Source organism: Streptomyces blattellae, from assembly GCF_009709555.1.
In the GTDB taxonomy this organism is placed as follows: Bacteria; Actinomycetota; Actinomycetes; order Streptomycetales; family Streptomycetaceae; genus Streptomyces; species Streptomyces blattellae.
Map to the genome: position 1 here is coordinate 119,142 of NZ_WJBG01000253.1, position 26,809 is coordinate 145,950.

At 71.5% G+C, this 26,809-nt stretch carries 26 protein-coding genes; 8 read left to right on the forward strand and 18 right to left on the reverse strand.

Going from position 1 to position 26,809, the window contains the following annotated elements; genetic code table 11:
* Window positions 1-82: 82 nt before the first annotated feature.
* The 5 genes from GFH49_RS38865 to sigE form a co-directional block, all read right to left on the reverse strand.
* Entirely contained in the window at window positions 83-742 is a 660-nt protein-coding gene (locus tag GFH49_RS38865; RefSeq protein WP_196218291.1) for a hypothetical protein, read from the reverse strand.
* A 280-nt stretch (window positions 743-1,022) separates the two neighbouring features.
* Window positions 1,023-1,505 carry a sec-independent translocase gene (locus GFH49_RS38870; protein ID WP_155060765.1) on the reverse strand — a complete coding sequence of 161 codons (483 nt, stop codon included), beginning with the start codon at window positions 1,503-1,505 and terminating at the stop codon, window positions 1,023-1,025.
* 276 nt (window positions 1,506-1,781) lie between these two features.
* Window positions 1,782-3,512, reverse strand: a complete 1,731-nt coding sequence (locus GFH49_RS38875) for a S1C family serine protease (RefSeq protein ID WP_408055993.1) — start codon at window positions 3,510-3,512, stop codon at window positions 1,782-1,784.
* Window positions 3,513-4,006: 494 nt separating this feature from the next.
* A complete protein-coding gene (locus tag GFH49_RS38880) occupies window positions 4,007-4,996 on the reverse strand; it encodes an anti-sigma factor family protein (RefSeq protein ID WP_155060767.1) in 990 nt (329 codons plus the stop codon).
* Window positions 4,993-5,766, reverse strand: coding sequence for an RNA polymerase sigma factor SigE (sigE, locus tag GFH49_RS38885; protein ID WP_230396732.1), 774 nt, complete (start codon window positions 5,764-5,766; stop codon window positions 4,993-4,995). The genes GFH49_RS38880 and sigE overlap by 4 nt, the downstream gene beginning before the upstream one ends.
* Window positions 5,767-5,928: 162 nt before the next feature.
* Between sigE and GFH49_RS38890 the strand changes: the two genes are divergently transcribed.
* Window positions 5,929-6,627 carry an O-methyltransferase gene (locus tag GFH49_RS38890; RefSeq protein WP_155060768.1) on the forward strand — a complete coding sequence of 233 codons (699 nt, stop codon included), beginning with the start codon at window positions 5,929-5,931 and terminating at the stop codon, window positions 6,625-6,627.
* Between the two features lie 98 nt (window positions 6,628-6,725).
* On the opposite strand, the gene GFH49_RS38895 is transcribed toward GFH49_RS38890, so the two are convergent.
* The gene (locus tag GFH49_RS38895; RefSeq protein ID WP_003966491.1) at window positions 6,726-6,893 is read right to left on the reverse strand and encodes a DUF3117 domain-containing protein; all 168 of its coding nucleotides are present in this window, start codon (window positions 6,891-6,893) and stop codon (window positions 6,726-6,728) included.
* A 381-nt stretch (window positions 6,894-7,274) separates the two neighbouring features.
* Here GFH49_RS38895 and chcB point away from each other — a divergent pair, with 381 nt between their 5' ends.
* Window positions 7,275-8,066, forward strand: coding sequence for a 2-cyclohexenylcarbonyl CoA isomerase (gene chcB, locus GFH49_RS38900; protein ID WP_155060769.1), 792 nt, complete (start codon window positions 7,275-7,277; stop codon window positions 8,064-8,066).
* Window positions 8,067-8,069: 3 nt separating this feature from the next.
* On the opposite strand, the gene GFH49_RS38905 is transcribed toward chcB, so the two are convergent.
* Both GFH49_RS38905 and GFH49_RS38910 read right to left on the reverse strand, forming a co-directional pair.
* A complete protein-coding gene (locus GFH49_RS38905; RefSeq protein ID WP_155060770.1) occupies window positions 8,070-8,657 on the reverse strand; it encodes a DNA-3-methyladenine glycosylase I in 588 nt (195 codons plus the stop codon).
* The gene (locus GFH49_RS38910) at window positions 8,654-9,001 is read right to left on the reverse strand and encodes a DivIVA domain-containing protein (RefSeq protein ID WP_155060771.1); all 348 of its coding nucleotides are present in this window, start codon (window positions 8,999-9,001) and stop codon (window positions 8,654-8,656) included. Before GFH49_RS38910 ends, GFH49_RS38905 begins: the two co-directional genes overlap by 4 nt.
* A 151-nt stretch (window positions 9,002-9,152) precedes the next feature.
* On the opposite strand from GFH49_RS38910, the gene folP reads away from it, so the two are divergent.
* The gene (gene folP / locus GFH49_RS38915; RefSeq protein WP_155060772.1) at window positions 9,153-10,013 is read left to right on the forward strand and encodes a dihydropteroate synthase; all 861 of its coding nucleotides are present in this window, start codon (window positions 9,153-9,155) and stop codon (window positions 10,011-10,013) included.
* 54 nt (window positions 10,014-10,067) lie between these two features.
* Here folP and GFH49_RS38920 read toward each other — a convergent pair whose 3' ends face one another.
* A complete protein-coding gene (locus tag GFH49_RS38920) occupies window positions 10,068-10,826 on the reverse strand; it encodes an LOG family protein (RefSeq protein ID WP_155060773.1) in 759 nt (252 codons plus the stop codon).
* A gap of 116 nt (window positions 10,827-10,942) precedes the next feature.
* Window positions 10,943-12,022: a succinyl-diaminopimelate desuccinylase gene (gene dapE / locus GFH49_RS38925; RefSeq protein WP_155060774.1), complete on the reverse strand. Its 1,080-nt coding sequence runs from the start codon at window positions 12,020-12,022 to the stop codon at window positions 10,943-10,945.
* Window positions 12,023-12,106: 84 nt separating this feature from the next.
* Between dapE and GFH49_RS38930 the strand changes: the two genes are divergently transcribed.
* Together GFH49_RS38930 and GFH49_RS38935 are read left to right on the forward strand one after the other, a co-directional pair.
* Complete coding sequence (locus GFH49_RS38930; protein ID WP_155060775.1) at window positions 12,107-13,105, forward strand: VldE C-terminal domain-containing protein; 999 nt, start codon at window positions 12,107-12,109, stop codon at window positions 13,103-13,105.
* Between the two features lie 353 nt (window positions 13,106-13,458).
* The gene (locus GFH49_RS38935) at window positions 13,459-13,908 is read left to right on the forward strand and encodes an ATP-binding protein (protein ID WP_155060776.1); all 450 of its coding nucleotides are present in this window, start codon (window positions 13,459-13,461) and stop codon (window positions 13,906-13,908) included.
* Window positions 13,909-14,098: 190 nt separating this feature from the next.
* Here GFH49_RS38935 and GFH49_RS38940 read toward each other — a convergent pair whose 3' ends face one another.
* Window positions 14,099-15,214 (reverse strand): bifunctional succinyldiaminopimelate transaminase/glutamate-prephenate aminotransferase, encoded by a 1,116-nt coding sequence (locus tag GFH49_RS38940; RefSeq protein WP_155060777.1) that lies wholly within the window; start codon window positions 15,212-15,214, stop codon window positions 14,099-14,101.
* Window positions 15,215-15,331: 117 nt separating this feature from the next.
* Window positions 15,332-15,652: a ferredoxin gene (fdxA, locus tag GFH49_RS38945; protein ID WP_007495984.1), complete on the reverse strand. Its 321-nt coding sequence runs from the start codon at window positions 15,650-15,652 to the stop codon at window positions 15,332-15,334.
* A 140-nt stretch (window positions 15,653-15,792) separates the two neighbouring features.
* Between fdxA and GFH49_RS38950 the strand changes: the two genes are divergently transcribed.
* Together GFH49_RS38950 and GFH49_RS38955 are read left to right on the forward strand one after the other, a co-directional pair.
* On the forward strand, window positions 15,793-16,881 hold the full coding sequence (locus GFH49_RS38950; protein WP_155060827.1) for a GNAT family N-acetyltransferase: 1,089 nt from the start codon (window positions 15,793-15,795) through the stop codon (window positions 16,879-16,881).
* 17 nt (window positions 16,882-16,898) lie between these two features.
* Complete coding sequence (locus GFH49_RS38955; protein WP_155060778.1) at window positions 16,899-17,750, forward strand: transglutaminase family protein; 852 nt, start codon at window positions 16,899-16,901, stop codon at window positions 17,748-17,750.
* Between the two features lie 69 nt (window positions 17,751-17,819).
* Here GFH49_RS38955 and GFH49_RS38960 read toward each other — a convergent pair whose 3' ends face one another.
* From GFH49_RS38960 to GFH49_RS38975, 4 genes are all read right to left on the reverse strand, one after another.
* Window positions 17,820-20,510, reverse strand: a complete 2,691-nt coding sequence (locus GFH49_RS38960) for a hypothetical protein (protein ID WP_408055995.1) — start codon at window positions 20,508-20,510, stop codon at window positions 17,820-17,822.
* Between the two features lie 161 nt (window positions 20,511-20,671).
* Window positions 20,672-21,088 (reverse strand): DUF6113 family protein, encoded by a 417-nt coding sequence (locus GFH49_RS38965; RefSeq protein ID WP_155060779.1) that lies wholly within the window; start codon window positions 21,086-21,088, stop codon window positions 20,672-20,674.
* On the reverse strand, window positions 21,085-21,972 hold the full coding sequence (mshB, locus tag GFH49_RS38970) for an N-acetyl-1-D-myo-inositol-2-amino-2-deoxy-alpha-D-glucopyranoside deacetylase (protein ID WP_155060780.1): 888 nt from the start codon (window positions 21,970-21,972) through the stop codon (window positions 21,085-21,087). Before mshB ends, GFH49_RS38965 begins: the two co-directional genes overlap by 4 nt.
* Window positions 21,973-22,073: 101 nt before the next feature.
* Window positions 22,074-22,268, reverse strand: a complete 195-nt coding sequence (locus GFH49_RS38975; protein WP_155060781.1) for a hypothetical protein — start codon at window positions 22,266-22,268, stop codon at window positions 22,074-22,076.
* A gap of 157 nt (window positions 22,269-22,425) precedes the next feature.
* Between GFH49_RS38975 and GFH49_RS38980 the strand changes: the two genes are divergently transcribed.
* Window positions 22,426-24,543 carry a S9 family peptidase gene (locus tag GFH49_RS38980; protein ID WP_155060782.1) on the forward strand — a complete coding sequence of 706 codons (2,118 nt, stop codon included), beginning with the start codon at window positions 22,426-22,428 and terminating at the stop codon, window positions 24,541-24,543.
* Between the two features lie 211 nt (window positions 24,544-24,754).
* On the opposite strand, the gene GFH49_RS38985 is transcribed toward GFH49_RS38980, so the two are convergent.
* Window positions 24,755-25,840, reverse strand: a complete 1,086-nt coding sequence (locus GFH49_RS38985) for an ABC transporter ATP-binding protein (protein ID WP_155060783.1) — start codon at window positions 25,838-25,840, stop codon at window positions 24,755-24,757.
* Complete coding sequence (locus GFH49_RS38990; protein ID WP_155060784.1) at window positions 25,833-26,807, reverse strand: ABC transporter ATP-binding protein; 975 nt, start codon at window positions 26,805-26,807, stop codon at window positions 25,833-25,835. The genes GFH49_RS38985 and GFH49_RS38990 overlap by 8 nt, the downstream gene beginning before the upstream one ends.
* Between the last annotated feature and the right edge of the window lie 2 nt (window positions 26,808-26,809).

The window sequence follows — 26,809 nt, forward strand, 5'->3', positions numbered from 1 at the left end:
TCGATATGCGGCTCCGCCGCGTGGGCGCGGCAAGCCACAGCGAACGGCGAAGGGGCGCCACAATCCACCGGCGCCCCCACTGTCATGCGTAAGCGGCAACGTCCTTGATCACGGCGAACCCAAGACCGTACGCGCTCATCCCCCGCCCGTACGCCCCCACATGCACCCCTTCCGGCGTGGACCCGGCCAGCACCCACCCGAACTCGGACTCGCGGTAGTGGAAGGGCGTGGGCACCCCGTCCACAGGCAGGGACAACGTCGACCACGCCGACCCGGCGAGATCGTCGGCCAACGCCCACGCCGTCTCCGTCTGCTGCTCCAGCCAGTCGTCCCGCAGGGAATGGTCCATCTGGCCGGGCCAGGTGAAGGACAGCAGCCCCACCCCCGCCAGCCACGCCGCCGACGACACCGACGTGGCCTCCAGCAGCCCCGTACCGTCGGCGCTCCGCCGGGACGGATTCGCCGCGACGGTCACCACGACCGCGAACTTCTCCCTGGCATCGGCGGCGACGCTCTCGTTGCGGACGGAGGGCTCGTCCCCGTGCCCGATGGACCCGTGCTCCACGGCCCCGTCGGCCGCCGTCCCCACCTGCATCAGCCAGCGCGGCCCCGTGAAGGCCTCGTCGAGCCCGTACCACGGGAAGGGCGCCAGCAGGTAGCCGTCAACCGTGCGCCGGGCGGTGGGGACCTGTTGTCCGCCCTCCCCGGCTGCCGGCTGCGCGACTCGACTCGTCGTCTCCATATGCCCGGACGCCTCCTCGTTCGTGTCGGGCCTGGACGGCCCGCCCCCCTTGCTCTCGTCGGAACGGGACGGCCCGCCCCCTTCGGGCGCAGTCATCCGGTCCGCACAACAACTCGGCAGCATATCCACCGCGCTCGGGGCTGCCGGGAAATCGCCCGGCGCGTGGGCCGCTCGCACGCCGTGTTCAGGCCGCGGGACGCGGGGGCGGAGTATGAAACGCGTCACGTACGCCGTCGGCGGGCGCCGCGGTCGTACGCTCTGGCGGCGTCGTAGGCGCTGCTCAGGTGGCGTCGTAGTCGAACGGCGCGACCTCGCCGCGCGGGCTCTCGGGCTTCTTGGTCATGTCGATGCGGGAGCCCGACGAACCGGTCGAAGCGGTCGAGCCGGTCGAGCCGGACGACGAGGCGGCCGAAGACGAAGAGGCCGACGAGGAGTCGCTGTCGCGGCCCTGGACCGCGTCCGCGACCTCGGCCATCTCCTTCTTCAGGTCGAAGCCGTTGCGGATCTCCTTGATCCCCAGGTCGTCGTTGTCCAGCTGCTTGCGGATGAACGTCCTGGGGTTGAGGTCCTCGAACTCGAAGTCCTTGAACTCCGGCCCGAGTTCGTCGCGGATGTCCTGCTTGGCGCTCTCCGAGAACTCACGGACCTTGCGGATGGTCCGCATGACGTCCTGAATGACCTTCGGGAGCTTGTCCGGACCGAAGACGAGCACGGCAAGAATGACGAGCGTCGCCAGCTCTAGCGGTCCTATGTCATTGAACACCTGAAGCTCCTTGCGATGTCCTCGGTCCTCGGCCCTCGGTGGTCTGTGCGGTCTTCCGTGGTCCGGGCCGGGTCCACGGTACCCGGCGATGCTGTACGACCGGTACTGCCCCGAGGCCTCCGAATGCGGGTGGGAGTGCGGTTTCGGAGTTGTCTGCCTTGTGGGAGAGCTTGTGGGAGCGCTGATGGACGGGTTGGCGGGACCTGACTGTGACGTTTCTTTAAGTGTCGGCGAGCCAAGGTTTTCGGGATGTTTCAGTCGGCGTTCCGTCGGCGTTCAGTCGGCGTCGGAGGAACCGAGCACCAGCGTGATCCGGATCTCCCTGCCGTCGCGTTCCAGGGTCAGTTCCAGACGGTCGCCGGGGCGGTGGGCGCGTGTCTTGACGATGAGTTCCTCACCGGAGTGGATGCGCTGGCCGTCGACCTCGGTGATGACGTCGCCCGCCTTGATACCGGCCTTGTCGCCGGGGCCGCCCGCGGTGACCGAGGGGCCGCCGCCGCTGTCCTGCGTGCCGATGCGGGCGCCGTCGCCGGCGTAGTCCATGTCGAGGGTGACGCCGATGACCGGGTGGGTCGCCTTGCCGGTGTTGATCAGCTCCTCGGCGACCCGCCTGGCCTGGTTGACCGGGATGGCGAAACCGAGCCCTATCGAACCGGCCTGGCCGCCGTCCAGGTCGGAGCCGTCGCCGGCGGAGCGGATGGCGGAGTTGATACCGATGACGCGGGCCTCGGCGTCGAGCAGGGGTCCGCCGGAGTTGCCGGGGTTGATCGGCGCGTCGGTCTGCAAGGCGTCGACGTACGACACGTCACTGCCGTCGCCGCTCTCGCCGCCCGCCGTGATGGGCCGCTCCTTGGCGCTGATGATGCCGGAGGTGACCGTGCCGGCCAGGTCGAAGGGGGCGCCGATGGCGACGACGGGGTCGCCGACCTGGACGCTGTCGGAGTTGCCGAGCGTCATGGGCCTGAGGCCCGTGACACCGCTGACCTTGACGACGGCGAGGTCATAGCCGCCGTCCCGGCCTACGACCGTGGCCTTGGCGGTGTCGCCGCTGTGGAACGTCACGGAGATCTCGCCGCCTGCCGCGGCCGGTTCCACGACGTGGTTGTTGGTGAGGATGTGGCCGCGGTCGTCGAGCACGAAGCCGGTGCCGGTGCCCTGTGATTCGCTGCCGCTGACATGCAGCGTCACCACGCTGGGCAGCGCCCGCGCGGCGATGCCCGCCACGCTGTCCATCGGCCGCCCGGTGGGCTCCGGGTCGGCCTGCGGCAGCTCCACACTCCCCACGCCGCCGTTCCGTTCGAGATACGCCCCTACGGCGCCCCCGACACCCCCCGAAACCAGCGCCAGCAACAGCGCTCCCCCGAGCAGAGCCCTGCGCACACGCTTCCGGCGCTCGGTGGTGCCGGGTACGACCGCCCCGTTCTGCTGAAGCGGGCCGCTGGCGGGGGCCCAGGGGTCGTAGTTCTGCCAGGGGTTGGCGGGGGGCGCAACGGGGGGCACAACGGGGGCTGCAACCGGGGGTGCGTGGGTCGGTACCGGCGTCGGCATCGGCATCGGCATCGGCGGAACAGGGGATCCAAGGGTCGGCGTCGGGGTGGGCCCCGGCGTGTCCTGCGCAGCCGCGGGCACCGGTGTGCTCTGGGCCGGTGTGCCCTGGGCCGGTGTGCTCGCCGGGTGCTGGACCGGCGGGGCGGGCGCCCACGGGCCGGGCTCGCCGTACGGCGGGGTGCTGTACGGGTCGGGGTCATGCAGGGGTTTGGGACGCTCGATGGCCGACTCCCCGTCCACCCGCGAATCCGGCGTCACAGTGGGCTGAGCCGGTACGAAGCCGTCCTCGGCGCCCGCCTCCTCAGGAGGCCGCAACTCGAAGTCCCCCTCGGAGTGGCCCACATCCCCCCGACCTCCCGCAGACCGCTCAAACTCGAAGCCGCCCCCAGCCGAAGCCACGTCACCCCCACGACCCCCCGCAGACCGCTCCGGCTCGAACCCCCCCTCGACCGAAGCCACATCACCCCCGCGACCTCCCCCAGGCCGCTCAAGCTCGAAGTCACCCTCCCCGGAAACCCCGCCGCCACCACCGCGTACGTCCGGCAGCGGAGCCGACTCGAAGTCGCCCCCAGCCGAACCCACCTCACCCCCACGACCCCCCACAGGCCCCTCAAACTCGAAGTCACCCTCCCCGAAAGCCCCGCCGCCACCACCGCGTACGTCCGGCAGCGGAGCCGGCTCGAAGTCGGCGGTGGGCGGCGGCTCGGGCGGAGTTGCCTGGGGCTGCGTGGGGGAAGCCCCCTGTGCCTCGCCCGCAGGGGGCTGCGGGCGAGGTCGGCTCCACCATTTCGCCTTCGTGGACTTCCCCTCGTCCATACGCTCCCCACAGCTGGCCGCGGCACGGCTCGTCGACGGTGGCCGCAGATCGTCTGCTCCGTGCCCGGCTGACTGCCTGGGCACGGCCCACCGCTGTGGATTCAACCAGGTTCACGCGCCGTAGCGCAGAGGCCGGGTCAGTGGCCCGTGCCGGGGGATCCGGAAGGAGTTGTGGGGGATGAGGCCGGGTCGGGGACGGGTGCGGCGAACAGGCCCGGGTTCGTGATCTTGGGGACGGTGGACCACGTGGTGAGGGTGAACGGCGGGGTGGAGCTGAGCGGACGTATCAACGGGGACATGGCGGCCGCACCGGCGGCCACCGGCGTGGTCAGTGGCGGTGCGGCGGCCTGCTGGACCTGTCCGCCGGCCGGGGCCGGAATGCCGGGCAGCAGTGGGGCGGAGACTGCGGTCGGGGCGACCGGAGCCTCACCCAGCGGTGTCTGCTGGCCGCCCTGGGCAAGCAGCGGTCCGACACCTCGGCGGCGCTGGTTCTCAGGCGCCGTCGCGGCTCCCGAGCCCTGCGTCCGCAGCGGCGTCACATTGCTGCCGCCGGAGCCGTCGCGCGCGGTGTTCGTGGTCTCGCCGGTGCCGGTGGTGACCCCGCCGAGCGCGATCGCGGCCAGCGACACCGCCCCGGCGGCGACGACCGCGAACCGCACTCCGCGCGAGGCCGACCGCTCGGCCTCATGACGGCTGACGTCATGTATCCGGAAGCCACGGCCCGCCGACGGGAGCACGGAGTCGTGCGCACGGGCGGGGACGTAACCGAACTCGAAGCGCTCACTCCGCTTCACCCCGAAGACGCCGGCGGCCGCGGCGCGTCCGGAGAGTCCGTCAGCGAACCCGCCCAGCGGTGAGTCACCGTCGCCGTCATCTCCCCCCGGCAGCCCCTGGAGGCGGGCCAGGAAGCTCTCGGAGGGCGGCGGCGGGGCCGCTGCCGCGAAGACGTCCTTCAGACGGCGCTGCGCGTCGGCCTCTGCCTTGCACTTCGAGCAGGTGGCCAGATGCGCGAGCACGCGCTCGCGCGCCTCATGACCGAGCTCGCCGTCGACCAGCGCGGCGAGTCGGTCTCCCAGATGCTGTTCTGCGAGGTGCCCCTCGGTGGGTTCGGGCCGTGATCCACTCACGCGGACGCGCCCCCTCCTCCCAGAACCGGGACACGGGCCACGAAGGAGCGGCGCTCGGCCCGGGCCTCGGGCGACCGGTGCGCCAAGGCCTTGCGCAGCTGCGAGCGGCCACGATGGATACGGGACCGGACCGTGCCGAGCTTCACGCCGAGGGTCGCGGCGATCTCCTCGTACGACAGTCCTTCGATGTCGCACAGGACTACTGCGGCGCGGAACTCGGGCGCGAGGGTGTCGAGGGCCTGCTGGACGTCGGCGTCGAAGTGCGCGTCGTTGAAGATCTGCTGCGGGTTCGGCTCGCGGCTGGGCAGACGCTCCGCCGCGTCCTCGCCGAGCGCGTCGAAACGGATGCGCTGCTTGCGGCGGACCATGTCCAGGAACAGGTTCGTGGTGATGCGGTGCAGCCAGCCCTCGAAGGTGCCCGGTGTATACGTCGACAGGGAGCGGAAGACACGGACGAAGACCTCCTGCGTGAGGTCCTCGGCGTCGTGCTGGTTGCCGGTGAGGCGGTAGGCCAGGCGGTAGACCCGGCCGCTGTGGGTGCTGACGATCTCCTCCCAGGTGGGCGGAGTCCACGCCGGCCCGTCCGCGTCGGTGGAGAAAGTCGCGGTCTGGGCGTAGTCGCCGGCGTGGCTGTGGTCAGCAGCGGTGTCGTTCACGGATTTCGGCCTGCCCGCCGATCCGAAGAAGCGCCGCAGCACTCCTCCCCGATCCACAGGCGCAGCCGCACCTCCCCTGTCGGCTCTGGTGGTGTCCAGTGGAGCCCCTACCATAGCCACCTCGCCCGTTAGCTCCGGATAAGCGGTTTTACGAGAATTTGATCTGGGCTGATACGGCTCATGTGGCTGCGTCAGCACTTGCTCGCCGTCCCGCACCTCTTCGTGATCCATCCGTTTCCCCCGCTCCTGTCTCCACCCCCTTAAACGCCCGGTCCCATCTGCGGGTTCCCGGCCCCAACGGATACAGTCACGCCCAGGCATACACGGGGACAGGAGAGGGTCATTACCGGCAACCGGCAGACGAGCTGGGCGTTCGCCGACGCCTATGTCGCCGAGGACGAAGCCCTGCGCTGGGCCCGTGACCGGGCCCGCGAGGCGGGGCTGCGCTCGGTGTCGCCCGGCACGGGCGCCGCGCTGCGGATGCTCGCCGCCACCGTGGACGCCAAGGCGGTCGCGGAGATCGGTACCGGCACCGGCGTCTCCGGGATCAATCTGCTGCACGGCATGCGGCCGGACGGGGTACTGACCACCGTCGACCCCGAGCCGGAGCACCAGCAGTTCGCCCGCCAGGCCTTCCGCGCCTCCGGCTTCGCCAGCAACCGGTCCCGCTTCATCCCCGGCCGCGCCCTCGACGTCCTGCCCCGTCTCGCCGATGCCGGCTACGACCTCGTCTTCTGCGACGGCGACCGGCAGGAGGTCATGGACTACCTCGCTGAATCGTTGCGCCTGCTGCGCCCCGGTGGCCTGGTCGTCTTCGAGGGCGTCTTCGCCAACGGCCGGACGGTGGACTCCGGACCGCAGCCGACCGAGGTGCTGCGGCTGCGGGAGCTGCTGCGCGCGGTGCGCGAGAGCCAGGAGCTGCTGCCGTCGCTGCTGCCGGTGGGCGACGGGCTGCTGTGCGCGGTCAAGCGGTGACCGCACACCCGGGCCGGCCCTGACTGCCGTACGGCAAGCAGCCGCCCCGGCACCTCACAGGATGCCGGGGCGGCTGAAAGGGTATGGTCGCTTGCGCGTCAGCCGACGACCTTCTTGAGGGCGTCGCCCAGCGCGTCGGCCTCGTCAGGGGTCAGCTCGACGACGAGCCGACCGCCGCCTTCGAGCGGAACGCGCATGACGATGCCCCGCCCCTCCTTGGTCACCTCGAGCGGGCCATCGCCCGTCCGCGGCTTCATGGCCGCCATGCTCGTTCCCCTTCCTGAAACCAGCTCATCGTCAAAGCCGACGGCCCTGGAGGGCATGCGCGGCCCCTGCCCAAAAAGCGCAGGACACGCGACACCGGCATCGAACACATTGCTTCCAAGCCATTATCCCGCATCTCAGGACCCTATGACCAACATCAGTCGGCATCGCTTGAGCAACGCGCGCGAGCAAAACCACTCAATTCGGCGATGTGACTGCGATACTGCGCCGCCGCGCGCGGTTCCGCCGCTCGCATCACGTCTTGAATTCTTTGACGCAGGTCACACGTCCGTTCCGGTCCGTCATCGGTGATCTACGCCATGCTGTCCTCAGACGGGCGTACCGCCGAGTACGCCGGAGCCGCATCACGGAGGGGACACGCCATGGCCGACACCGTGCTCTACGAGGTCAGCGACGGGCTCGCGACGATCACGCTGAACCGCCCCGAGGCGATGAACGCGCTGAACATCGAGACGAAGGTCGCGCTGCGGGACGCGGTGACGGCGGCGGGTTCCGACTCCTCCGTGCGGGCGGTTCTGCTCACCGCCGCCGGGGACCGGGCGTTCTGCGTGGGCCAGGATCTGAAGCAGCACATCGGGCTGCTCGGCGAGGGGTCCGGGCATGTGATGAGCACGGTGAAGGAGCACTACAACCCGATCGTCCGGGCGCTGACGGAGATGCCGAAGCCGGTGGTCGCGGGCGTGAACGGGGTCGCGGCGGGGGCGGGCTTCGGCTTCGTCCTGGCCGCGGACTATCGGGTCGTGGCCGACTCGGCCGCCTTCAATACGTCGTTCGCGGGCGTGGCACTGACCGCGGACTCCGGGATCTCCTGGACGCTGCCCCGGGTGGTCGGACCCGGGCGAGCGGCTGATCTGCTGCTCTTCCCGCGGAGCATCAAGGCGCGGGAGGCGTATGAGCTGGGTATCGCGAACCGGGTGGTTCCCGCGGATGAGCTGCGCGGGGAAGCCGAGAAGGTGGCTCGGGCGTTGGCCTCGGGGCCCACGGTGGCGTATGCGGCGATCAAGGAGGCGCTGGCTTTCGGGGGCTCGCATTCTCTGGCTCAGACGCTGGAGAAGGAGGACGAGCTGCAGACCCGGGCCGGGGCGTCCGAGGATCATGCGATCGCCGTGCGGGCCTTCGTCAACAAGGAGCAGCCGAAGTACTTGGGCCGGTAGGGGTCAAGGGGCGCTCCTGGCCACGCACGATGCCAGGTGGTCGTCCACCAGGCCGCACGCCTGCATCAGCGCGTACGCCGTTGTCGGTCCGACGAACCGTAGGCCCTTCTTCTTCAGGGCCTTCGACAGGGCTGTCGACTCTGGAGTCACCGGTGGGACGTCGGCCAGGGTCTTCGGGACCGGGCGGGTCGCCGGGTCCGGGGCGAAGGACCAGATCAGCTCGTCCAGGTCGCCCGCGGCCCAGTCGGCGAGCACGCGCGCGTTGGCCAGGGTCGCGTCGATCTTGGCGCGGTTGCGGATGATGCCGGGGTCGGTGAGGAGGCGGTCCTTGTCGGTGTCCGTGAAGGTCGCCACCTTGGCGATCTCGAAGCCCGCGAAGGCGGTGCGGAAGCCGGGGCGGCGGCGCAGGATGGTGATCCAGGACAGGCCGGACTGGAAGGCTTCCAGGCTGAGGCGTTCGAAGAGGGCGTCGTCGCCGTGGACCGGGCGGCCCCACTCCTCGTCGTGATACGTCACGTAGTCCGGCGTGGACAGGGCCCAGGGGCAGCGCAGGGCGCCGTCCGGGCCGGCGACGGCGAGACCCTCGCTCACTGCTGCTCCCCCTCGGTGTGCTTGTCCAGGGAGTGGCGGGCGGCCTGCGCCCCGGCCAGCGCGGACTCCAGGTCGGCGATACGGGCGTCGCGCTCGGCCAGCTCCGCGCCGAGGCGGCTGAGGGCGTCGTCCACGTCGGCCATGCGGTAACCGCGGGCGGCGAGCGGGAAACGGAGGTCCTCCACGTCGCCGCGGCTGACGGGGCGGTCCAGCGGCAGCGGGTCCTGGAGGCGCTCGGGGGCGGCCTCCGGCAGCGGGCCGTTCTCGCCGCCGCCCAGCACGGCGAGGGTCACCGCAGCGACGACCACGGCGAGCGCGACGACCAAGAACAAGAACATAACCATCGCTGAAGGTCCCCACGAGATCGATCGGATGTGTCAGGGTCCGATCGTGCCATGCGAGTCTGACAGTCAGGGTCGCAGGCGGCCCAAGGCCTGGATGTACCAGGGAAGTACCAGGGACGCGCCGGGGACGTACTAGGAGAGGTCACAGGGGATGCTCAGGCTGGGCAGGCGGGAATTCGAGCCGCATGAGCCGGTGATCATGGCGATCGTGAACCGGACCCCGGACTCCTTCTACGACCAGGGGGCCACCTTCCGTGACGAGCCCGCCCTCGCGCGCGTGGAGCAGGCGGTGTCGGAGGGTGCTGCGATCATCGACATCGGCGGGGTCAAGGCCGGGCCGGGGGAAGAGGTGACGGCCGAGGAGGAGGCGCGGCGGACGGTCGGCTTCGTGGCGGAGGTGCGGCGGCGCTTCCCGGACGTGATCATCAGCGTGGACACATGGCGGCACAACGTCGGGGAGGCCGTGTGCGAGGCCGGGGCGGATGTGCTGAACGATGCGTGGGGCGGGGTCGATCCGCGGCTTGCGGAGGTCGCGGCCCGGTACCGGGTGGGGCTGGTGTGCACGCATGCCGGCGGGGCTCGGCCCCGGACCCGTCCCCATCGGGTGACGTACGACGACGTCATGGCCGACATTCTGCGGGTGACCGTGGGGCTGGCGGAGCGGGCGGTGTCGCTGGGGGTGCCTCGGGAGTCGGTGATGATCGACCCCGGGCATGACTTCGGGAAGAACACCCGGCACAGTCTTGAGGCGACGCGGCGGCTGGGAGAGATGGTCGAGACGGGGTGGCCGGTGCTGGTGTCCTTGTCCAACAAGGACTTTGTGGGGGAGACGTTGGACCGGCCCGTGAAGGAGCGGGTGGTGGGGACGCTGGCGACGACTGCGGTGTCCGCGTGGCTGGGGGCGCAGGTGTATCGGGTGCATGAGGTCGCCGAGACGCGTCAGGTGCTGGACATGGTGGCGTCCATTGCCGGGCATCGGCCGCCGGCCGTTGCCCGGCGGGGGCTGGCGTAGGCAGTTGCGGGGGCCCGGCCCCGGACCCCCGCTCGGGCTGAAGACGCTGAGCTGTTACCGCCCCGCCTCCTTCGACACCAACGCCACCGCCTCCTCCACGTCGTCCGTCACGTGGAAGAGCATGAGGTCCTTTTCGGAGGCCTTGCCCTGGGCGATGAGGGTGTTCCTGAGCCAGTCGATGAGGCCGCCCCAGTAGGCGCTGCCGAAGAGGACGATGGGGAAGCGGGTGACCTTCTGGGTCTGCACGAGGGTGAGGGCCTCGAAGAGTTCGTCGAGGGTGCCGAGGCCGCCGGGGAGGACCACGAAGCCCTGGGCGTACTTGACGAACATCATCTTCCGGACGAAGAAGTAGCGGAAGTTGAGGCCGATGTCGACGTAGGGGTTGAGGCCCTGTTCGAAGGGCAGCTCGATGCCCAGGCCGACGGAGATGCCCTTGGCATCACAGGCGCCCTTGTTGGCTGCCTCCATGGCGCCGGGGCCGCCCCCCGTGATCACCGCCCAGCCGGCCTCCACCAGGCCGCGCCCCAGCCGGACACCGGCGTCGTACTCCGGTGAGTCGACCGGTGTACGGGCGGAGCCGAAGACGCTGATGGCGGGCGGGAGTTCGGCGAGGGTGCCGAAGCCTTCGATGAACTCCGACTGGATGCGCAGGACGCGCCAGGGATCGGTGTGGACCCAGTCCGAGGGGCCGCCGGCGTCCAGCAGCCGCTGATCGGTCGTGCTCGCCGTGACCTGGCTCCGCCTCCGGAGGACCGGTCCCAGGCGCTGCTCCTCCGGTGGCTGCTTCTTGCCCTCGGGGTTCCCGGTAGGCATGCGCGCTCCCTCCACTTGCGGTCTTTCCACCTCAGCGTAGATCTACGCGGGTTACGGACGGGGGACATCGGCATGTCCGCCACCCGCATCCGCCGCGCCGTCACGCCGTCACGCCGTCACGCGCTCAGCCAGGCCTTCAGGCGCTCCTCCCCCGCCAGGATCTTCGCCGTCTCCACGCGCTCGTCACGCTTGTGGGCCAAGTACGGGTTTCCCGGGCCGTAATTGACCGCCGGAACGCCGAGCGCGCTGAAGCGGGAGACGTCCGTCCAGCCGTACTTGGGCATCGGGGTGCCACCGACCGCCTCGATGAAGGCCGCGGCCGCCGGGTGGGACAGGCCGGGGAGAGCACCGCCGCTGTGGTCGTCCACCACGAACTCGGTCACACCGCAGTCCGCGAAGACCTCGTGGACGTGGGCGATCGCCTCCTCCTCCGTGCGGTCCGGCGCGTAGCGGAAGTTGACCGTTACGACACATTCGTCCGGGATGACGTTTCCGGCGACGCCGCCCGAGATGCCGACCGCGTTCAGGCCCTCGCGGTACTCCAGGCCGTCGATGACCGGGTAGCGCGGCTGGTAGGCCGCCAGCCGCGCCAGGATCGGGGCCGCCGCGTGGATCGCGTTCGAGCCCATCCAGCTGCGCGCGGAGTGGGCACGCTCGCCGCTCGTCCTGAGCAGCATCCGCAGGGTGCCCTGGCAGCCGCCCTCGACCTGGCCGTCCGACGGCTCCAGCAGCACCGCGAAGTCGCCCTCCAGCCAATCGGGGTGCGCCCCGGCCACGTGCCTGAGGCCGTTGAGCTCCGCCGCCACCTCTTCGTTGTCGTAGAAGACGAAGGTCAGGTCGCGGTTCGGGGCGGGGACGGTGGCCGCGATGCGCAGCTGGACCGCGACGCCCGACTTCATGTCGCAGGTGCCGCAACCCCACAGGACGCCGTCCTCGTCGAGCCGCGACGGGACGTTCTCGGCGATCGGGACCGTGTCGATGTGGCCGGCGAGGATGACGCGCTCGGCGCGGCCCAGGTTCGTACGCGCGACGACGTTGTTGCCGTACCGCTCGACCGTCAGGTGCGGCAGGGCGCGCAGGGCGGTCTCGATGGCGTCGGCGAGGGGCTTCTCGGTGCCGCTCTCCGAGGGGAAGTCCACGAGCTGCGCGGTCAGCCGCGCGGCGTCCAACGTGAGGTCAAGCGGGGTATCGGCCATGGAGTCGACCCTAACGCGCCAAGCCGCGCGTCACTGTCCCCCATCCGGAGCGGGCGGCACAGCAACAGCCAGTACCTTGTTGGGGTGCCAGCGCCATCCCCTAGTCGTCGACGCCGCGGCCGCCTCTTCCGTTTCGGGGCGGCCTTCGTGGTCCTGCTGTCCGTCACCGGCTATCTCGTGCTGCACTACATCACGGGCGGCACGGGCGGCACGGGATGCAGGGTGGTGTCCGGCCAGGACGACGGGACGGCGTACGAGTTCACGCCCGAGCAGGCGGTGAACGCGGCGACGATCACCGCCGTCGGCACCGCCCGCGGCCTGCCCGAGCGGGCCGTGACGATCGCGCTGGCGACCGCGCTCCAGGAGTCGGCGCTGCGCAACATCGACCATGGCGACCGGGACTCGCTCGGCCTGTTCCAGCAGCGGCCCTCGCAGGGCTGGGGAACGGAAAAGCAGATCATGGACCCGACGTACGCGGCGGGCAAGTTCTACGAGCACCTGGTCAAGGTCCCCGACTACACCCGCCTCCCGCTGACCGTGGCCGCGCAGCGCGTGCAGCGCAGCGGCTTTCCGGACGCGTATGCCAAGCACGAGCCGGACGCCGGACTGCTCGCCGCCGCTCTCACCGGCCGCTCGGCGGCCACGCTGACCTGTTCGGGACGCCCGGGCGCCACCCCCGCGGAAGGGACCGAGGCGGTACGGTCCGCGCTCGCCCGGGACTTCGGGTCCGATGGGCGCGACGGGCTGGAGCCGGCCGGCGCGGTGGTGGGCGAAGCGGCGTCGTCGGCGCCCGCGCCCTCCCCGAGCGTCGAGAACGGCGGGCGGGCCCTGACGCTGCCCGTGGCCGACTACTCCGACGGCGGCACCGGGCGCAGCCTGACGCAGCGCGGCTGGCAGCTGGCGCACTGGGCCGTGGCCAACGCGTCCAGCCTGCACATCGAACGTGTCTCCTACGCCGGGCAGGTGTGGACCGCCGGGAACACGGACGGCCCGTGGCAGCCGGCCGCCGACGCGGGCACGGCCGGAGCGGAGACGGGTGCGGCCGACTCGGTGGACGCGGTCCAAGTCGTGACCGCGCAGTAGTGCGGAAGGTCGCCCGCGGGAGTTATGCGCGGCACGCGCGGAGGACGGTGTGCTCAGGTTTTCGCGCCGTCACCCCCGTATACGCCAAATCCCTTGAAAACAAAGGGCTGTAAGGATTCGGCAGGCTTTCCGGCGGGGCACTGTTTGCCCGTTTTTATCCGCAGCCGATAATGCGACGCATTGCCAACTCTTTACGTTGGCCCGCCGCAACCTTCGCGGGCTTCGAGCGGTAGTCACTGCGTCCGAGCCCGCTCGATCAACCACCGCAGGCCGACGGCCAGTCGGTCACGGAGGGGGATCAACTGCCGGGCACGGTCGGACACTCCAACGTTCTCTCCCGTCAAAGGAGCATTATGTCCCTCCCCCTGACCCGCCGGATCGCCCGTACCGCGCTGCTCGTCGCAGCGGGAGCGGCAGCCGGGGTCGGTGCGGCCGGCTCCGCCAGCGCGGCCCCCGAACTGCCGGCCACCCCGAACCTGGGCGGGCTGACCGCCCTGGACGGGGCGAGCGTCGGCGACAGCGTCGACGGTGCGGCGCAGCACGTCACCGGGCTCGCGGGTGAAGCCGGCAGCAACACGGTCAAGAACGCGGTGCCGGCCGCGGGCAAGACCGGCGGCAAGGCGGTCAAGAAGGCGACGCCGGCGGCGCAGAGGACCGCCGGCGACGCGGCAGGATCGGCCGGGGCCCTTCTCGGCGAAGCGGCGTCCACGGCGGCGGACAGTGGCGTGTCGACGGGTTCCCTCACGCAGGGCGGGCTGCCGGCCGCGCCGTCCGTGCCGGTGAAGGGTCTGCCGATCGGCTGACGGTTCGCTGTGCGGCTTGTACGGCGACGGGGTCCAGGTTGCTTCGCTTCCTGGGCCCCGTCGTTTTGCGCGCTTACGTCGGCGAGGGCTGGGGTGGGTTTGGACGGTGCCCGGCGCTACCGCTGTGCCCACCCGTTCCGCCCTGCGGAACGATTGCCCACAGCGGTAGCGGATGCGCTTGCCCACAGCGCTACAGACGCCTGACCGCCGCTTGAACCCGTTCGTCCGTCGCCGTGAAAGCCACTCGTACGAACTTCTCCCCCGCCTCGCCGTAGAAGTCGCCCGGTGCGACCAGGATGCCGAGGTCGGCCAGGTGGGCGAGCGTGGTCCAGCAGGACTCGTCCCTCGTCGCCCAGAGGTAGAGGCTGGCCTCGCTGTGTTCGATGCGGAAGCCGTGGGCCTGGAGGGCCTCGCGGAGGGCCGCGCGGCGGGCCGCGTAGCGGGCGCGCTGGACGCGGACGTGTTCGTCGTCGCCGAGGGCCGCGATGACGGCCGCCTGGGTGGGCGCCGAGGTCATCATGCCGCCGTGCTTGCGGATCTCCAGCAGGGGGCCCAGGACGGCCGGGTCACCGGCGAGGAAGGCCGCGCGGTAGCCCGCCAGGTTGGAGCGCTTGGAGAGGGAGTGGACGGCCACGATGCCCTCGTACGAGCCGCCGTTCACCTCCGGGTGCAGGACCGAGACCGGGTCGGCCTCCCAGCCCAGCTCCAGGTAGCACTCGTCGGAGAAGAGCAGGACGCCGTGCTCGCGGGCCCAGGCGACGATCCGGGTCAGTTCGGCCTTCGACAGCACCTTGCCCGTGGGGTTGGAGGGCGAGTTCAGCCAGAGGAGCTTCAGGTCCGTCGGGTCCAGCGTCGTCCCCGCGGCGGTAGCCGCGAATGTCTCCGTGTCGTACACCTCGTACGCCGCCCTCGCCAGGCGGGCGCCGACTTCGTACGTCGGGTAGGCCAGACGGGGGTACGCGACCCGGTCGCCGGGGCCGAGGCCCAGCTGGGTCGGGAGCCAGGCGACGAGTTCCTTGGAGCCGACGATCGGCAGGACGTGGTGGTGGGTGACCTCGCGGGCACCCAGCCGGCGCTCCACCCAGCCGGCGATCGCGTCGCGCAGTTCGGGCGTGCCCCAGACGGTCGGATAGCCCGGGGAGTCGGCCGCGGCGATCAGCGCTTTCTGGATCAGCTCGGGGACCGGGTCGACCGGGGTACCGACGGACAGGTCGACGATGCCGTCCGGGTGGGCGGCGGCCGTTTTCCGGTACGGCGCCAGCTTGTCCCAGGGGAAGGTCGGAAGGCGGTCGGAGACTGCGGACACGGATTCTGGCTCACTTTCTGGTACGGCAAACGCCTCGGTCCCGTACGGCGGCGCGATGATCAAGGCGATCAGGCCGTACGGGACCGAGGCGGCGCGGTGGTGCGGGCCGCTTGCTGATTACTCGGCCTGTGGCGGCAGCGCGGCGACGAAGGGGTGGTCGCGCTCGATCAGGCCCAGCTTGCTTGCGCCGCCGGGGGAGCCGAGCTCGTCGAAGAACTCGACGTTCGCCTTGTAGTAGTCCTTCCACTCCTCCGGAGTGTCGTCTTCGTAGAAGATCGCCTCGACCGGGCAGACCGGCTCACAGGCTCCGCAGTCGACGCATTCGTCCGGGTGGATGTACAAGGACCGCTGGCCCTCGTAGATGCAGTCGACCGGGCACTCCTCGATGCACGCCTTGTCCTTGACGTCGACACAAGGCTGCGCGATGACGTAGGTCACGCTGTCGTTCCTCCTCGATAGGGCGCTGGCGGGCCTCCTCAGGCTCCGCCGCCTGGCGCGCGGGAGCGCGGCGTCGTCGATGCCCGCATCTAGTATCTCCGTTCTTGGGCATGATCCGAACAGGAGGGGTGAACAGACCTGTGGAAATCTCCGCGGCCGGACGCCTTGAGATCCGCATCACCGCCGCTGACGTGGGCAAACGTGTCTCGGTACGGTGCTTGACCACGCCTGGACGCACGCACGAGAAATTCACTGACACGGTGGGTGTTCTCACATCATGGAACACCGGTGAGCTGGTGATCAGGCGGCGGGACGGAGAGTCCGTCCGGATCCCGGAGTCCTCGCTGGTGGCGGGCAAGGTAGCGCCGTCTGCGCCCGCCCGGCGGCGCGGTCCCGCCGCCTCGTACGAGGAGCTCGCCCGGGTCGCCTCCCGGGCCTGGCGGCCGGTGGAGAGCGAGCGGCTCGGTGAGTGGGAGCTGCGGGCCGCGGCCGGGTTCACCCGGCGGGCCAACTCAGTGCTGCCGCTCGGCGACCCCGGCCTGCCGCTCGACGAGGCGCTCACCGTCGTACGGCGGTGGTACGGCGACCGTGGGCTGCCGGCGTACATCCAGACCGCGACCGAGGCCCGGACAGGCCCCGGGAGCACGCAGGAGCTGCTGTGCGCCGAGCTGGAGCAGCGGGGGTGGACGCGGGAGGTGACGGCCGAGATGTGGATCGGCAGGCCGGCGCCGGTCGCCGAACTGGCGGCGGGGGCCGGGGTCGTGCTGTCCAGGGCCGCCGATGCGCAGTGGCTGGGGCGCTATCAGCGCAAGGGCGTGAGTGATGTGGCTTTGCAGGTGCTGGGGACTGGGCCGTCGGTGTGGTTCGCGACGGTGCCAGGCGCGGGAGGGGACGCGCCCGGTGCGGGCGGGGCCGCCGTGCCCGCCGCCATCGGGCGGCTGGTCGTGGACGGGCGGTGGGCCGGGTTCGCGGCCGTCGAGGTGGATCCCGAGCGGCGGCGGGAGGGGCTGGCCACCGAGGTCATGGCCGCGCTGGCCCGGCAGGCCCTCGCCGAGGGCGCGTCGGCTGCGTGGCTGCAGGTCGAGGCGGACAATGAGGGGGCGCGGGCGTTGTACGGCGGGATGGGCTTCGGTGCGCATCACGCGTACCACCACTATCGCGAGCCGGCGGTGAACGAGTCGGCCGTGAGCGAGGCGGTGACCGACGCCGACCGGTACGGATCGTCGTGAGGGGGCACGAGCCAGCTATGCGTCCCCCCTACCCTCCCCCGCCGGAACGGTCCGCCGAGCTGCGGCGGCGGTTCTCGGAAGAGGCGCGCTCCGAACGGCCCGATCTGTCGACGCTGTGCCTGCTGGTGGGCGCGGAGGCGGACGGGACACTGGACGAGGCCGGGATCGACGCGGCGCAGATCGGGCTGGACGAGTTGGCGGGGCAGCTGCCGTTCCGGCCCGGAGGGCCGCGGTCGTGGGCGGTGGCTTTGCGGGAGTCGCTCGGGGAGCGGCACGGCTTCCGCGGCTCCGCTGCGGACTATCGGCGGCTGGAGTCGTCGTTGCTGCACGAGGTGCTCCGGCGGCGGCGCGGGTTGCCGATTCTGCTGTCGGTGGTGTGGATGGAGGTCGCTCGGCGGGCGGGGGCCCATGTGTACGGGGTCGCGTTGCCCGGGCACTTCGTGGTCGGCTTCGGGGACGCGGAGGAGCAGGTGCTGGCCGATCCCTTCGACGGGGGGCGGGTGCTGAGCGGGGGTGATGTGGAGCTGTTGGTCGCGGGGGCGACGGGGGCCGCGCTGCATCCGTCGATGCTGACACCGGCCGACCCGCTGGAGGTGCTGGTGCGGATCCTGAACAACGTGCGCGCGTGGGCCGCGGCTCGGCCCGAGCGGTCGGATGTGGCGTTGTGGGGGGTCGAGCTGTCGTTGCTGCTGCCCTCGCATCCGGCCCGGTTGCGCTACGAGCGGGCGCAGTTGCTGGTGCGGCGGGGTGACTTCGCCGACGGGGCCGCGGAGTTGGAGGCGTATGCGGAGGTGGTGGGAGCGGTTGACGAAGGTGCGGCTGAGCGGGTGCGGGGGCAGGCGCTGGCCGCGCGAGCGATGCTCAATTGACTGCTGTACCCGGCTGCCCCCGGAGGGGCACCCGGTCTGGACCGGGTGCCCTCTCGCTGTTGTGCTCGGCTAGCTGGGGTTCGTCTCGATGGTGACGTCCCGGTCGGTCTTGCTCAGCAGGGCCTGGCGCAAAGCGCCGTAGACGTCCTCGGGAGTGACGGGCGTCTTCTCGCCGGTGCCCCGGGTGATCAGCACGCCGTCGAAGGTCCCGCCGTAAAGCTCCTTGAGCGCGTTCAGGTCAGGGCTGTCGACGAGCTTGCCGTTCACGGCCTCCACCCTGAGGAACTTCCACAGGGAGTTCTGCGGGCTGAACTCGATGAATCGGGTGGCGTCCGTCCTTACGACGACGTTGGCCGACATCGCCGGCTCCGCGAACTCCTTCATCATCCGGTCGACCTCGGCGTTCGACACCGTCGGCTGCTGGGCGGTCGTCGGGAGCGTCACCGCGGAGGCCTTGCCGGTCTCCACCTGGTCGCGGTAGGCCTGCTCCACCGCGTCGGTCGACTGGCCGACGGCGATGCCCTTGCCCGCCTTGCCGTACACGGCGACGGCCTTGCCGGACTCGAACGTGATCGTGCCCTCGCTCACCGAGCCGGCGCCGCCCGCGGCGTCCTCCAGGGCGGCCTTCAGCTTCTCCTCGTCGACCGGCATGACCGGCTCGACGACACGGTGGTTGCCGAAGAGCGAGCCGATGACGGAGACCGGGTTGTAGTCGCTCGTCGCGGCCGCGCGGACGGTGGCCTGCTGGTCGAACTGGAGGCCCGCCTGGTCCGGCGTCAGCGACACGGTCCTGCCGTCGACGGACAGCTTCAGCGCCTGGTTCGTACGGTCGCCGAAGGCGTCGTCGAGTGTCTTGACGGCGTCGTCGCGCGTGCCGCCGATGTCGACGCCGAGCACGGTGGTGCCCCTGGGCACGTCCGAGCTGTTCATCAGCAGGCCGGCGCCGTAGGCGACACCGGCGACGACGAACACGCCACCGCCGACCAGGGCCAGCTTGTTGCGCCCCTTCTTCTTCCGGGGCGCCGCCGCGGGCGCGGCCTTCTTCTCGTCCGGCTCGGGCAGCTTCGGCGGCGTGTGGGGCAGCGGCCCGTCGGGGTGCGTGCCGGGCGCGAACGGGGAGTTCGCGGCGCCGGGCGGCACCACGGGGATGCCGCTGGTGACGGTGTGTCCGGAGACGTTGTCCGGTGCGGGGTAGCCCTGCGGGCCCGGTTCGGGCGCCGGCTTCTGCGGGGTGAGGATCGCCGTGTCGTCACTCAGCCCACCGCCGGGACCGAGCCCTGCGGGTGCGGTACCCGGAGCGCCGAGGCCCGCCTGGGGGACGCCGCGGGGCGGCGTACCGGGGCCGCCGGGGCCGGCGGGGCCGTTGTGAACCCCCTGGCTGCCGGGACCTCCGGGGCCCCCGGGACCATTGTGAACGCCCTGGCTGCCGGGGCCACCTGGCACGCCGCCTGGGCCGCCGTGGCCACCGGACGCATGGCCCGAGCCGCCCCGTCCGCCGCGCCCGTCACCCTGGCCACCCGGACCGCCGAAGTCACCGCCCCGTCCGCCCGATGTGCCGAAGTCACTCCCCGGTCCACCCGGACCGCTGAAGTCACTCCCCGGCCCACTCGATGCGCCGAAGTCACTCCCCGGCCCACTCGATGCGCCGAAGTCACTCCCCGGCCCGCCCGGATCGCTGAAGTCACGGCCGGAGCGGCTCGGCGCCGAGCCGAGTCCATTGGGGCCGCCGCCCGGCCCCCCGCCGAACCCGTCGGGGCCCCCGCCGGGGCCGACGCCGATCGGCGGGACCATCGGGCCGTCGCCGGTGACGGGGCCCCCGGTCGGGCCGGCGGGACCCTGGGGTCCGCCGGAGCCGCCCCGGCCGCCCGGTCCGTTGAAGCCGCTCGGCCCGCCCGGGCCCGCGGGTCCGGCCTGACCGTTCTGGGCGCCGTAGCCGCCTGAACCGCCTTGGCCGCCGCGGTCGTTGTCCGAGAAGTACGGCAGGCCGTCGCGTGCCGGTTCGCCGCTGCCCGAACCCGGACGTGCCCCGTTGCCCAGCGACCCTGCCGCCAGCGCCTCGGTCACGTCGAAGGAGCCGGTGCCGCCACCGTGCCCGGGCGCGACGGGTCCGCCGGTGGCGCCGCCGGGCAGCCCGGAGCCGTTCGTGGCGCCGGGGCGGGAGCCACCGCCCGGCGCGCTCATGGAACCGACCACACCACCGGGCCGGCCGGTACCCGCGGCACCCGGACGCGGACCGCCGGGAGCGCCGGTACGGCCGGGAACGCCCGGACCCGCACCGCCACCGGGCACAGCCGCACCCGCACCCGCACCCACACCCGAACCACCGGACGGAGCGGCTCCGTTGGAGGTGCCACCGCCCTTGCCCTTCGAGGGCGGACGTGGCGCGAACCAGTCGCTGGTCTTCTCCTCGCCGGCCGGCCGGGCGGCCGTCGGCTCCGCGGGAGCGTCGACGGTGCCCGTGCCCACGGCCGTGGCGGAACCGGGCGCCGACGCGGGGGCATCGTCGTCCGCGGTGCCGGAGTCCGCGACGGGCGTGCGCACGACGACCGGCGGAATGGGCCTGGACCCGGGGATGTTGATCCGGACCCGGGTCGTCAGCGTTGTCTCGGTCTTGCGTTCCTCCGGCTGCGTGGCCGCACGGCCCATGTCCGGACCGTCGCCGGAGACCGCGGGGGTCCCGTACGGCGGCGTGCCCGAGGGGTAAGCGGCTCCGCCGCGCCCGTTGGGCCCGGAGGACGGACTGTCAGTTTCACGACTCAAGGCAGGTTCTCCCGGTTGGCTCCGCCGCCCGTTTCGACCTCAACACTGTTCGGGCGGCTCGGCGGCGGCACCACCATACTGGCCACTTCCGGCCTGTATCCCACGACCGCCTTGGAAACCCACACCGGACCCGCACGAGCACGAAGCGGCGAAGCGTTACGTCATTTGCCAGGTCGGACGGGGTCGCCGTCCGGTTGCCGCCCCGGGCCAAGGGTGGCGCAGATCACAGCCACGGCCATACCTCCGAGCAGGAAGAGATAGGAGCCGCCTTCCGCGGAGAACACGTAGTCGCCCTCCGGGCGGCTGGCGGTGAGCAGGATGACGGCGAGCATCCACCCGCCGGCCGGTGCGACGGCCCCGCCCCGGCTGCGCGTGGCGAGCGCCCCGCCGAGACAGGCCCCGGCCTCGCCGGCGAGGGCGAGCAGCAGCCCGCCCGGCATCCACCCGGACTGCACCAGCGACCCGGCCACGCCCACGATCGCGCCGAGCACGAAGAGACCCAGATAGGCGGCTGCCCGCCCGGCGGACGGACGGCGCAGGGGCTGGGCGAGCAGCGTGGTCCGGTCGGCCGAACTCATGACGCCTCCTCGATTCCGGCGAACAGGTCGGTCTCTCGGGGGCCGCCGGGTGCCCCCTGGGCGAGTTCGTAGTACTCGGTGGTGAAGATGGGCTGTGCGAGTTCGTTGGAGAGCGCGAAGTAGGGCTCGGCCACGTCGATCTGCGTGGCGTGCGCGCGCATCGCGGCGGCCTTGGCCGCGGCGTAGGCGGTGCCGTCGATCACGGCGGTGACCGCTGCCTCGTCCACCACGCCCGGTACGTCGTCGACGGCGGCCGACTTGTCGAAGGGCAGGCCGGGCAGGTCGTCCTGGAGCCGGGCGAACGCGGCCTCGGCGGCGGGGCGCGGCACGCGGTTCCAATAGACCTTCCGGATGCCCAGGCCGGCCTCCTCGGCGGCGCGCATGGCCACCCGGTGGGCCTGGATGTGGTCAGGGTGCCCGTAGCCGCCGTGGGGGTCATAGGTGACGAGGACCTGTGGCCGTACCTCGCGGATCACCTCGACGAGACGGGCGGCGGCCTCGTCGACGTCGGCCTGCCAGAAGCAGGCGGGGTCGTCGTTGTCGGCCAGGCCCATCATCCCGGAGTCGCGGTAGCGGCCGGGGCCGCCGAGCAGACGGAAGTCCTCGACGCCCAGCTCGGACATGGCGGCGGCGAGTTCGCGCTGCCGGTACTCGCCGAGGGCCGTGCCCGTCAGATGGCGCAGCCCGGGCGGGATGACCTCGCCGAGTTCCCCGAGGGTGCAGGTGACCAGCGTCACCCGGGCGCCCTCGGCGGCGTACTTGGCCATCGTGGCGCCGTTGTTGATCGACTCGTCGTCCGGGTGCGCGTGCACCAGCAGCAGACGCCGGGCGAGGCGAGATGCGGGTCCCCCCGGCCGCGGGCCGGGGGAAGGCAGTTCCGTCATGGGCCCCACCCTACGAGGCCTCCGGCCTCATCCCCCGCCCACCCGTCCACTCCCCCCGGCACTCCCCCCGGCACGCCCGCCCAGCGGCCTTCGGACGGCGGTCAGAAGTTGAGGCTGCTGATCACTCCGGCGATGTTCGTCGTCAGGTCGTTGATGCTGGGAGCGACGGTCGAGGAGGCGAGGTAGAAGCCCAGCAGTGTGCAGACGACGGCATGTCCGGCTTTCAGGCCTGACCTCCTGACCAGCAGGAAGACGATGATGGCCAGCAGCACCACCGCCGAGATCGAAATCACCACCGCGGCTCACCTCCAGTCAGAGCAGGTCACCTTGTAAACACAGACGACAGACAGCAGGTTCATACCCACGCAGCGTCAGTGATCATAACGACCCGTGCCTGCGCATCCGTCGGCGCACGGCCGCACGAGGGGGCGCATGGGCCAATATGGTCGGGGCATGACGACAGAGCCCGACTCCTTCCCCCGACGGCACGCCCGCACCCAGCGATTCACGCTCGGTGCGCCGCGTTCGTTCACCGTGGCACCCGACGGTTCCCGTGTCGTGTTCCTGCGCTCGGGTTCCGGTACAGACCGGGCGAATTCGCTCTGGGTGCTGGACCTTCCGGACGACGGGGAGCGCGTAGCGGCGGACCCGCGCGCCCTGCTCGGCGGCACGTCGGAGAACCTGTCGCCCGAGGAACGCGCACGCCGTGAACGCAGCCGCGAGTCCGGCGCCGGCATCGTCGGCTACGCCACCGACACGGCCGTCGAGCTGGCCTCATTCGCGCTGTCGGGGCGGCTTTTCACGGCGGAACTGCGGGCCGGCACGGCACGCGAACTCCCCGTCCCCGGTCCGGTGATCGACCCGCGCCCCGCGCCCGACGGACGGCACATCGCCTACGTCGTCCGGGGTGCCCTGCGGGTCGTGGGCGCCGAGGGCGAAGGTGACCGGGCGCTCGCCGAGCCGGAGTCGGAGCACGTGACGTACGGGCTGGCGGAGTTCATCGCGGCCGAGGAGATGGGCCGGTCACGGGGCTTCTGGTGGTCGCCGGACGCGGACCGGCTGCTGATGGCCCGCGTGGACGACACGCCGGTGCGTCGCTGGTGGATCTCCGACCCGGCCCATCCGGAACGGGACCCGGACCACGTCGCGTATCCGGTGGCGGGCAGCCCCAACGCGGAGGTCCGGCTGTTCGTGATCGGCCTCGACGGGACCCGCACGGAGGTCGCCTGGGACCGGGCGCGCTACCCCTATCTGGCGCATGTGCACTGGTCGGCGGCGGGTGCGCCGCTGCTGCTCGTCCAGGCCCGGGACCAGCGCAGCCAGCTCTTCCTGGCCGTGGACCCGGACACCGGGGCGAGTCGTATGGTGCACGCGGACGAAGATCCGACATGGCTGGAGCTCTTTCCCGGGGTGCCCTGCTGGAGCCCCTCCGGACAGCTCGTGCGGATCGCCGACGAGGGCGGCGCCCGGGTCCTCGCGGTCGGCGAACGCCCCCTGACGGGACCGCAGTTGCACCTGCGCGCCGTGCTCGACGTCTCCGACGACGACGTGCTGGTCTCGGCGTCGGCGGGCGAGGACGCGGCCGACCCGGAGACCGGCGAAGTGCATGTCTACCGGGTGAACGAACTCGGCATGGAACGCGTCTCCCAGGAGCCCGGCGTGCACTCCGCCGTGCGCTCCGGGGGCGTCACGGTCCTGGTGTCGGCGGTACCGGACAGGCCGGGCGCGCAGGTGCGGGTGGAGCGGGACGGAAAGAAGGCGGCGGCCATCCCCTCGTACGCCGAAGATCCCGGAATGTCCCCACGTGTGATCCTCACCCAAGGGGGCGCACGACGTATCCCGTGCGCCGTGCTGTTGCCTCGGGACCACCAAGGGGACGCGCTCCTGCCGGTTCTGCTGGATCCGTACGGCGGTCCGCACGGGCCCCGCGTGGTCGCCGCGCACAACGCGCACCTCACCTCGCAGTGGTTCGCCGACCAGGGCTTCGCGGTGGTCGTCGCCGACGGCCGCGGCACCCCCGGCCGCTCCCCTGCCTGGGAGAAGGCGGTCCATCACGACTTCACCGTCTCCCTCGACGACCAGGTCGAGGCGTTGCAGGACCTCGCGCTGAGGCACCCGCTGGACCTCTCCCGGGTGGCGATCCGCGGCTGGTCGTACGGCGGCTGGCTCGCCGGGCTCGCGGTGCTGCGCCGCCCGGACGTCTTCCACGCGGGCATCGCGGGCGCCCCGGTCACGGACTGGCGGCTGTACGACACGCACTACACGGAGCGGTACCTGGGCGACCCGGCCACCCAGCCGGAGTCGTACGCGCGGAGTTCCCTCGTCACCGACGACGGTCTGTCCGCGCCCGCCGAGCCGCACCGCCCGCTGATGATCGTGCACGGCCTCGCCGACGACAACGTGGTCGTCGCACACGCCCTCCGCCTCTCCTCGGCCCTGCTGGCCGCCGGCCGCCCGCACGAGGTGCTGCCGCTGTCCGGGGTCACGCACATGACCCCGCAGGAACAGGTCGCCGAGAATCTGCTGCTGCTCCAGGTGGACTTCCTCCGTCGCGCTCTCGAACTGGGCTGAGCAAAACACTCCACAGAGCACAGCAACCATGAATTGAGGCACCACGACGAAAGGCCAGCCACCTCCGCGAGAGCGGCGCCGGTTTAGGCGCAAAGAACGGACCGGGGTGACATGGCTGCACCCCGGTCCGTTTACGGCACCCGCACGGCCGTACGTTGTAGAGAGTGACGCGTCCGTATATCGGAAACGGGTCGTCGGAGTTGCCTGTGTGTTACTCCGCGGTCCCCGCGTTCTCCGCGGTCCCCGCGTTCTCCGCGGTCCCCGCGTTCTCCGCGGTCTCCGCCGGTACGACCTGCTTCGCCTCGGCGAAGTGGCAGGCTGAGTCGTGCGCCGCCGGGCCCGCCGCGAACACCGCGGGCACCGCGAGCGGCGGCATCTCCAGCTCGCAGCGCTCCCGCGCCTTCCAGCAGCGGGTGCGGAAGCGGCAGCCGGAGGGCGGGTTGGCCGGGGACGGGACATCGCCCGCGAGGATGATCCGCTCCCGGTGCTCACGCGCCTCGGGGTCCGGGACGGGCACCGCGGACAGCAGCGCCTGGGTGTAGGGGTGCGTCGGATGGTCGTAGATCTCGGCGTCCCGTCCGATCTCCACGATCCGGCCGAGGTACATCACCCCGACCCGGTCCGAGATGTGCCGGACGATCGACAGGTCGTGCGCGATGAAGATGTAGGAGAGGTCGAACTCGTCCTGCAGGCGCTCCATCAGGTTGATCACCTGTGCCTGGACCGACACGTCCAGCGCCGACACCGGCTCGTCGGCGACGATCACCTCGGGGCGCAGCGCCAACCCGCGGGCGATGCCGATGCGTTGGCGCTGGCCGCCGGAGAACTGGTGCGGATAGCGGTTGACGTACTCGGGGTTGAGACCCACGACGTCCAGCAGGTCCTGGACCCGCCTGCGCCGGTCGCCCTTCGGGGCCGCCTCGGGGTGGATGTCGTACGGCTCTCCGATGATGTCGCCGACCGTCATACGGGGGTTGAGGGAGGTGTACGGGTCCTGGAACACCATCTGGATGTTGCGGCGGACGGTCTTCAGTGCCCTGCCCGACAGCTTGGTGATGTCCTCGCCCTGGTATCTGATCGACCCGGCCGTCGGTCGCTCCAGGTTGACCAGCATCTTGGCGACCGTCGACTTGCCGCAGCCGGACTCGCCGACGATGCCGAGGGTTTCGCCGCGGGCGAGGTCGAAGTCCACGCCGTCGACTGCCCTGACGGCGCCGATCTGCTTCTTGAAGAGGATGCCCCGGGTGAGCGGGTAGTGCTTGACGAGCCCGCTGACCTCCAGGATCGGCTCAGCCATGCAGGCACTCCCTCCAGAAGTGGCAGGCGCTGCCCCGGTCTTCGGAGACCTCGTACAGCGGGGGCTCGTCGGTGCGGCACACGTCCTGGGCCATGGGGCAGCGGGGGTGGAAGGCGCAGCCCGGCGGGATGTCCATGAGGTTCGGGGGCAGGCCCTTGATGGCGTAGAGCTCCCGGCCCTTCTGGTCCAGGCGCGGGATGGAGTCGAGCAGGCCGCGGGTGTACGGGTGGGCGGGCGCCTTGTAGACGTCGTGGACCGGCGCGGACTCGACGATCCGGCCCGCGTACATCACGGCGATCCGGTCGGCGACGTCGGCGACCACGCCGAGGTCGTGGGTGATCAGGATCAGGCCCATGTCGTACTCGCGCTGCAACTCCGCGAGCAGATCCATGACCTGGGCCTGGACGGTGACGTCGAGCGCGGTGGTCGGCTCGTCGGCGATGATCAGCGCGGGCTCCAGGGCCAGCGCCATCGCGATCATGATGCGCTGGCGCATGCCGCCGGAGAACTGGTGCGGGTAGTCGCGGACGCGCTGGCCGGCGCCGGGGATACGGACCCGGTCCATCAGCTCGATCGCCCGTGCCCGCGCGTCCTTCCTCGACAGGCCCCGGTGGACCACGAACATCTCGCCGAGCTGGTCGCCTACGGAGAGCACGGGGTTCAGCGACGACAGGGCGTCCTGGAAGATCATCGCCATCTGGGCGCCGCGGACCTTCCGCCGCTCCTCCTCCTTCAGCGTGAGCAGGTCCTTGCCCTGGAAGAGGACTTCGCCGCCGGTGATCCGCCCCGGCGGCACATCGAGAATCCCCATGATCGTCTGCGCGGTCACCGACTTCCCGGACCCCGACTCACCGAGCACCGCGAGCGTCTCACCCGCGTCCACCCCGTAACCGACCCCGTTGACCGCCTTGGCGACCCCGTCCCGCGTCCTGAACTCCACATACAGATCCCGCACTTCGAGCAGCATGC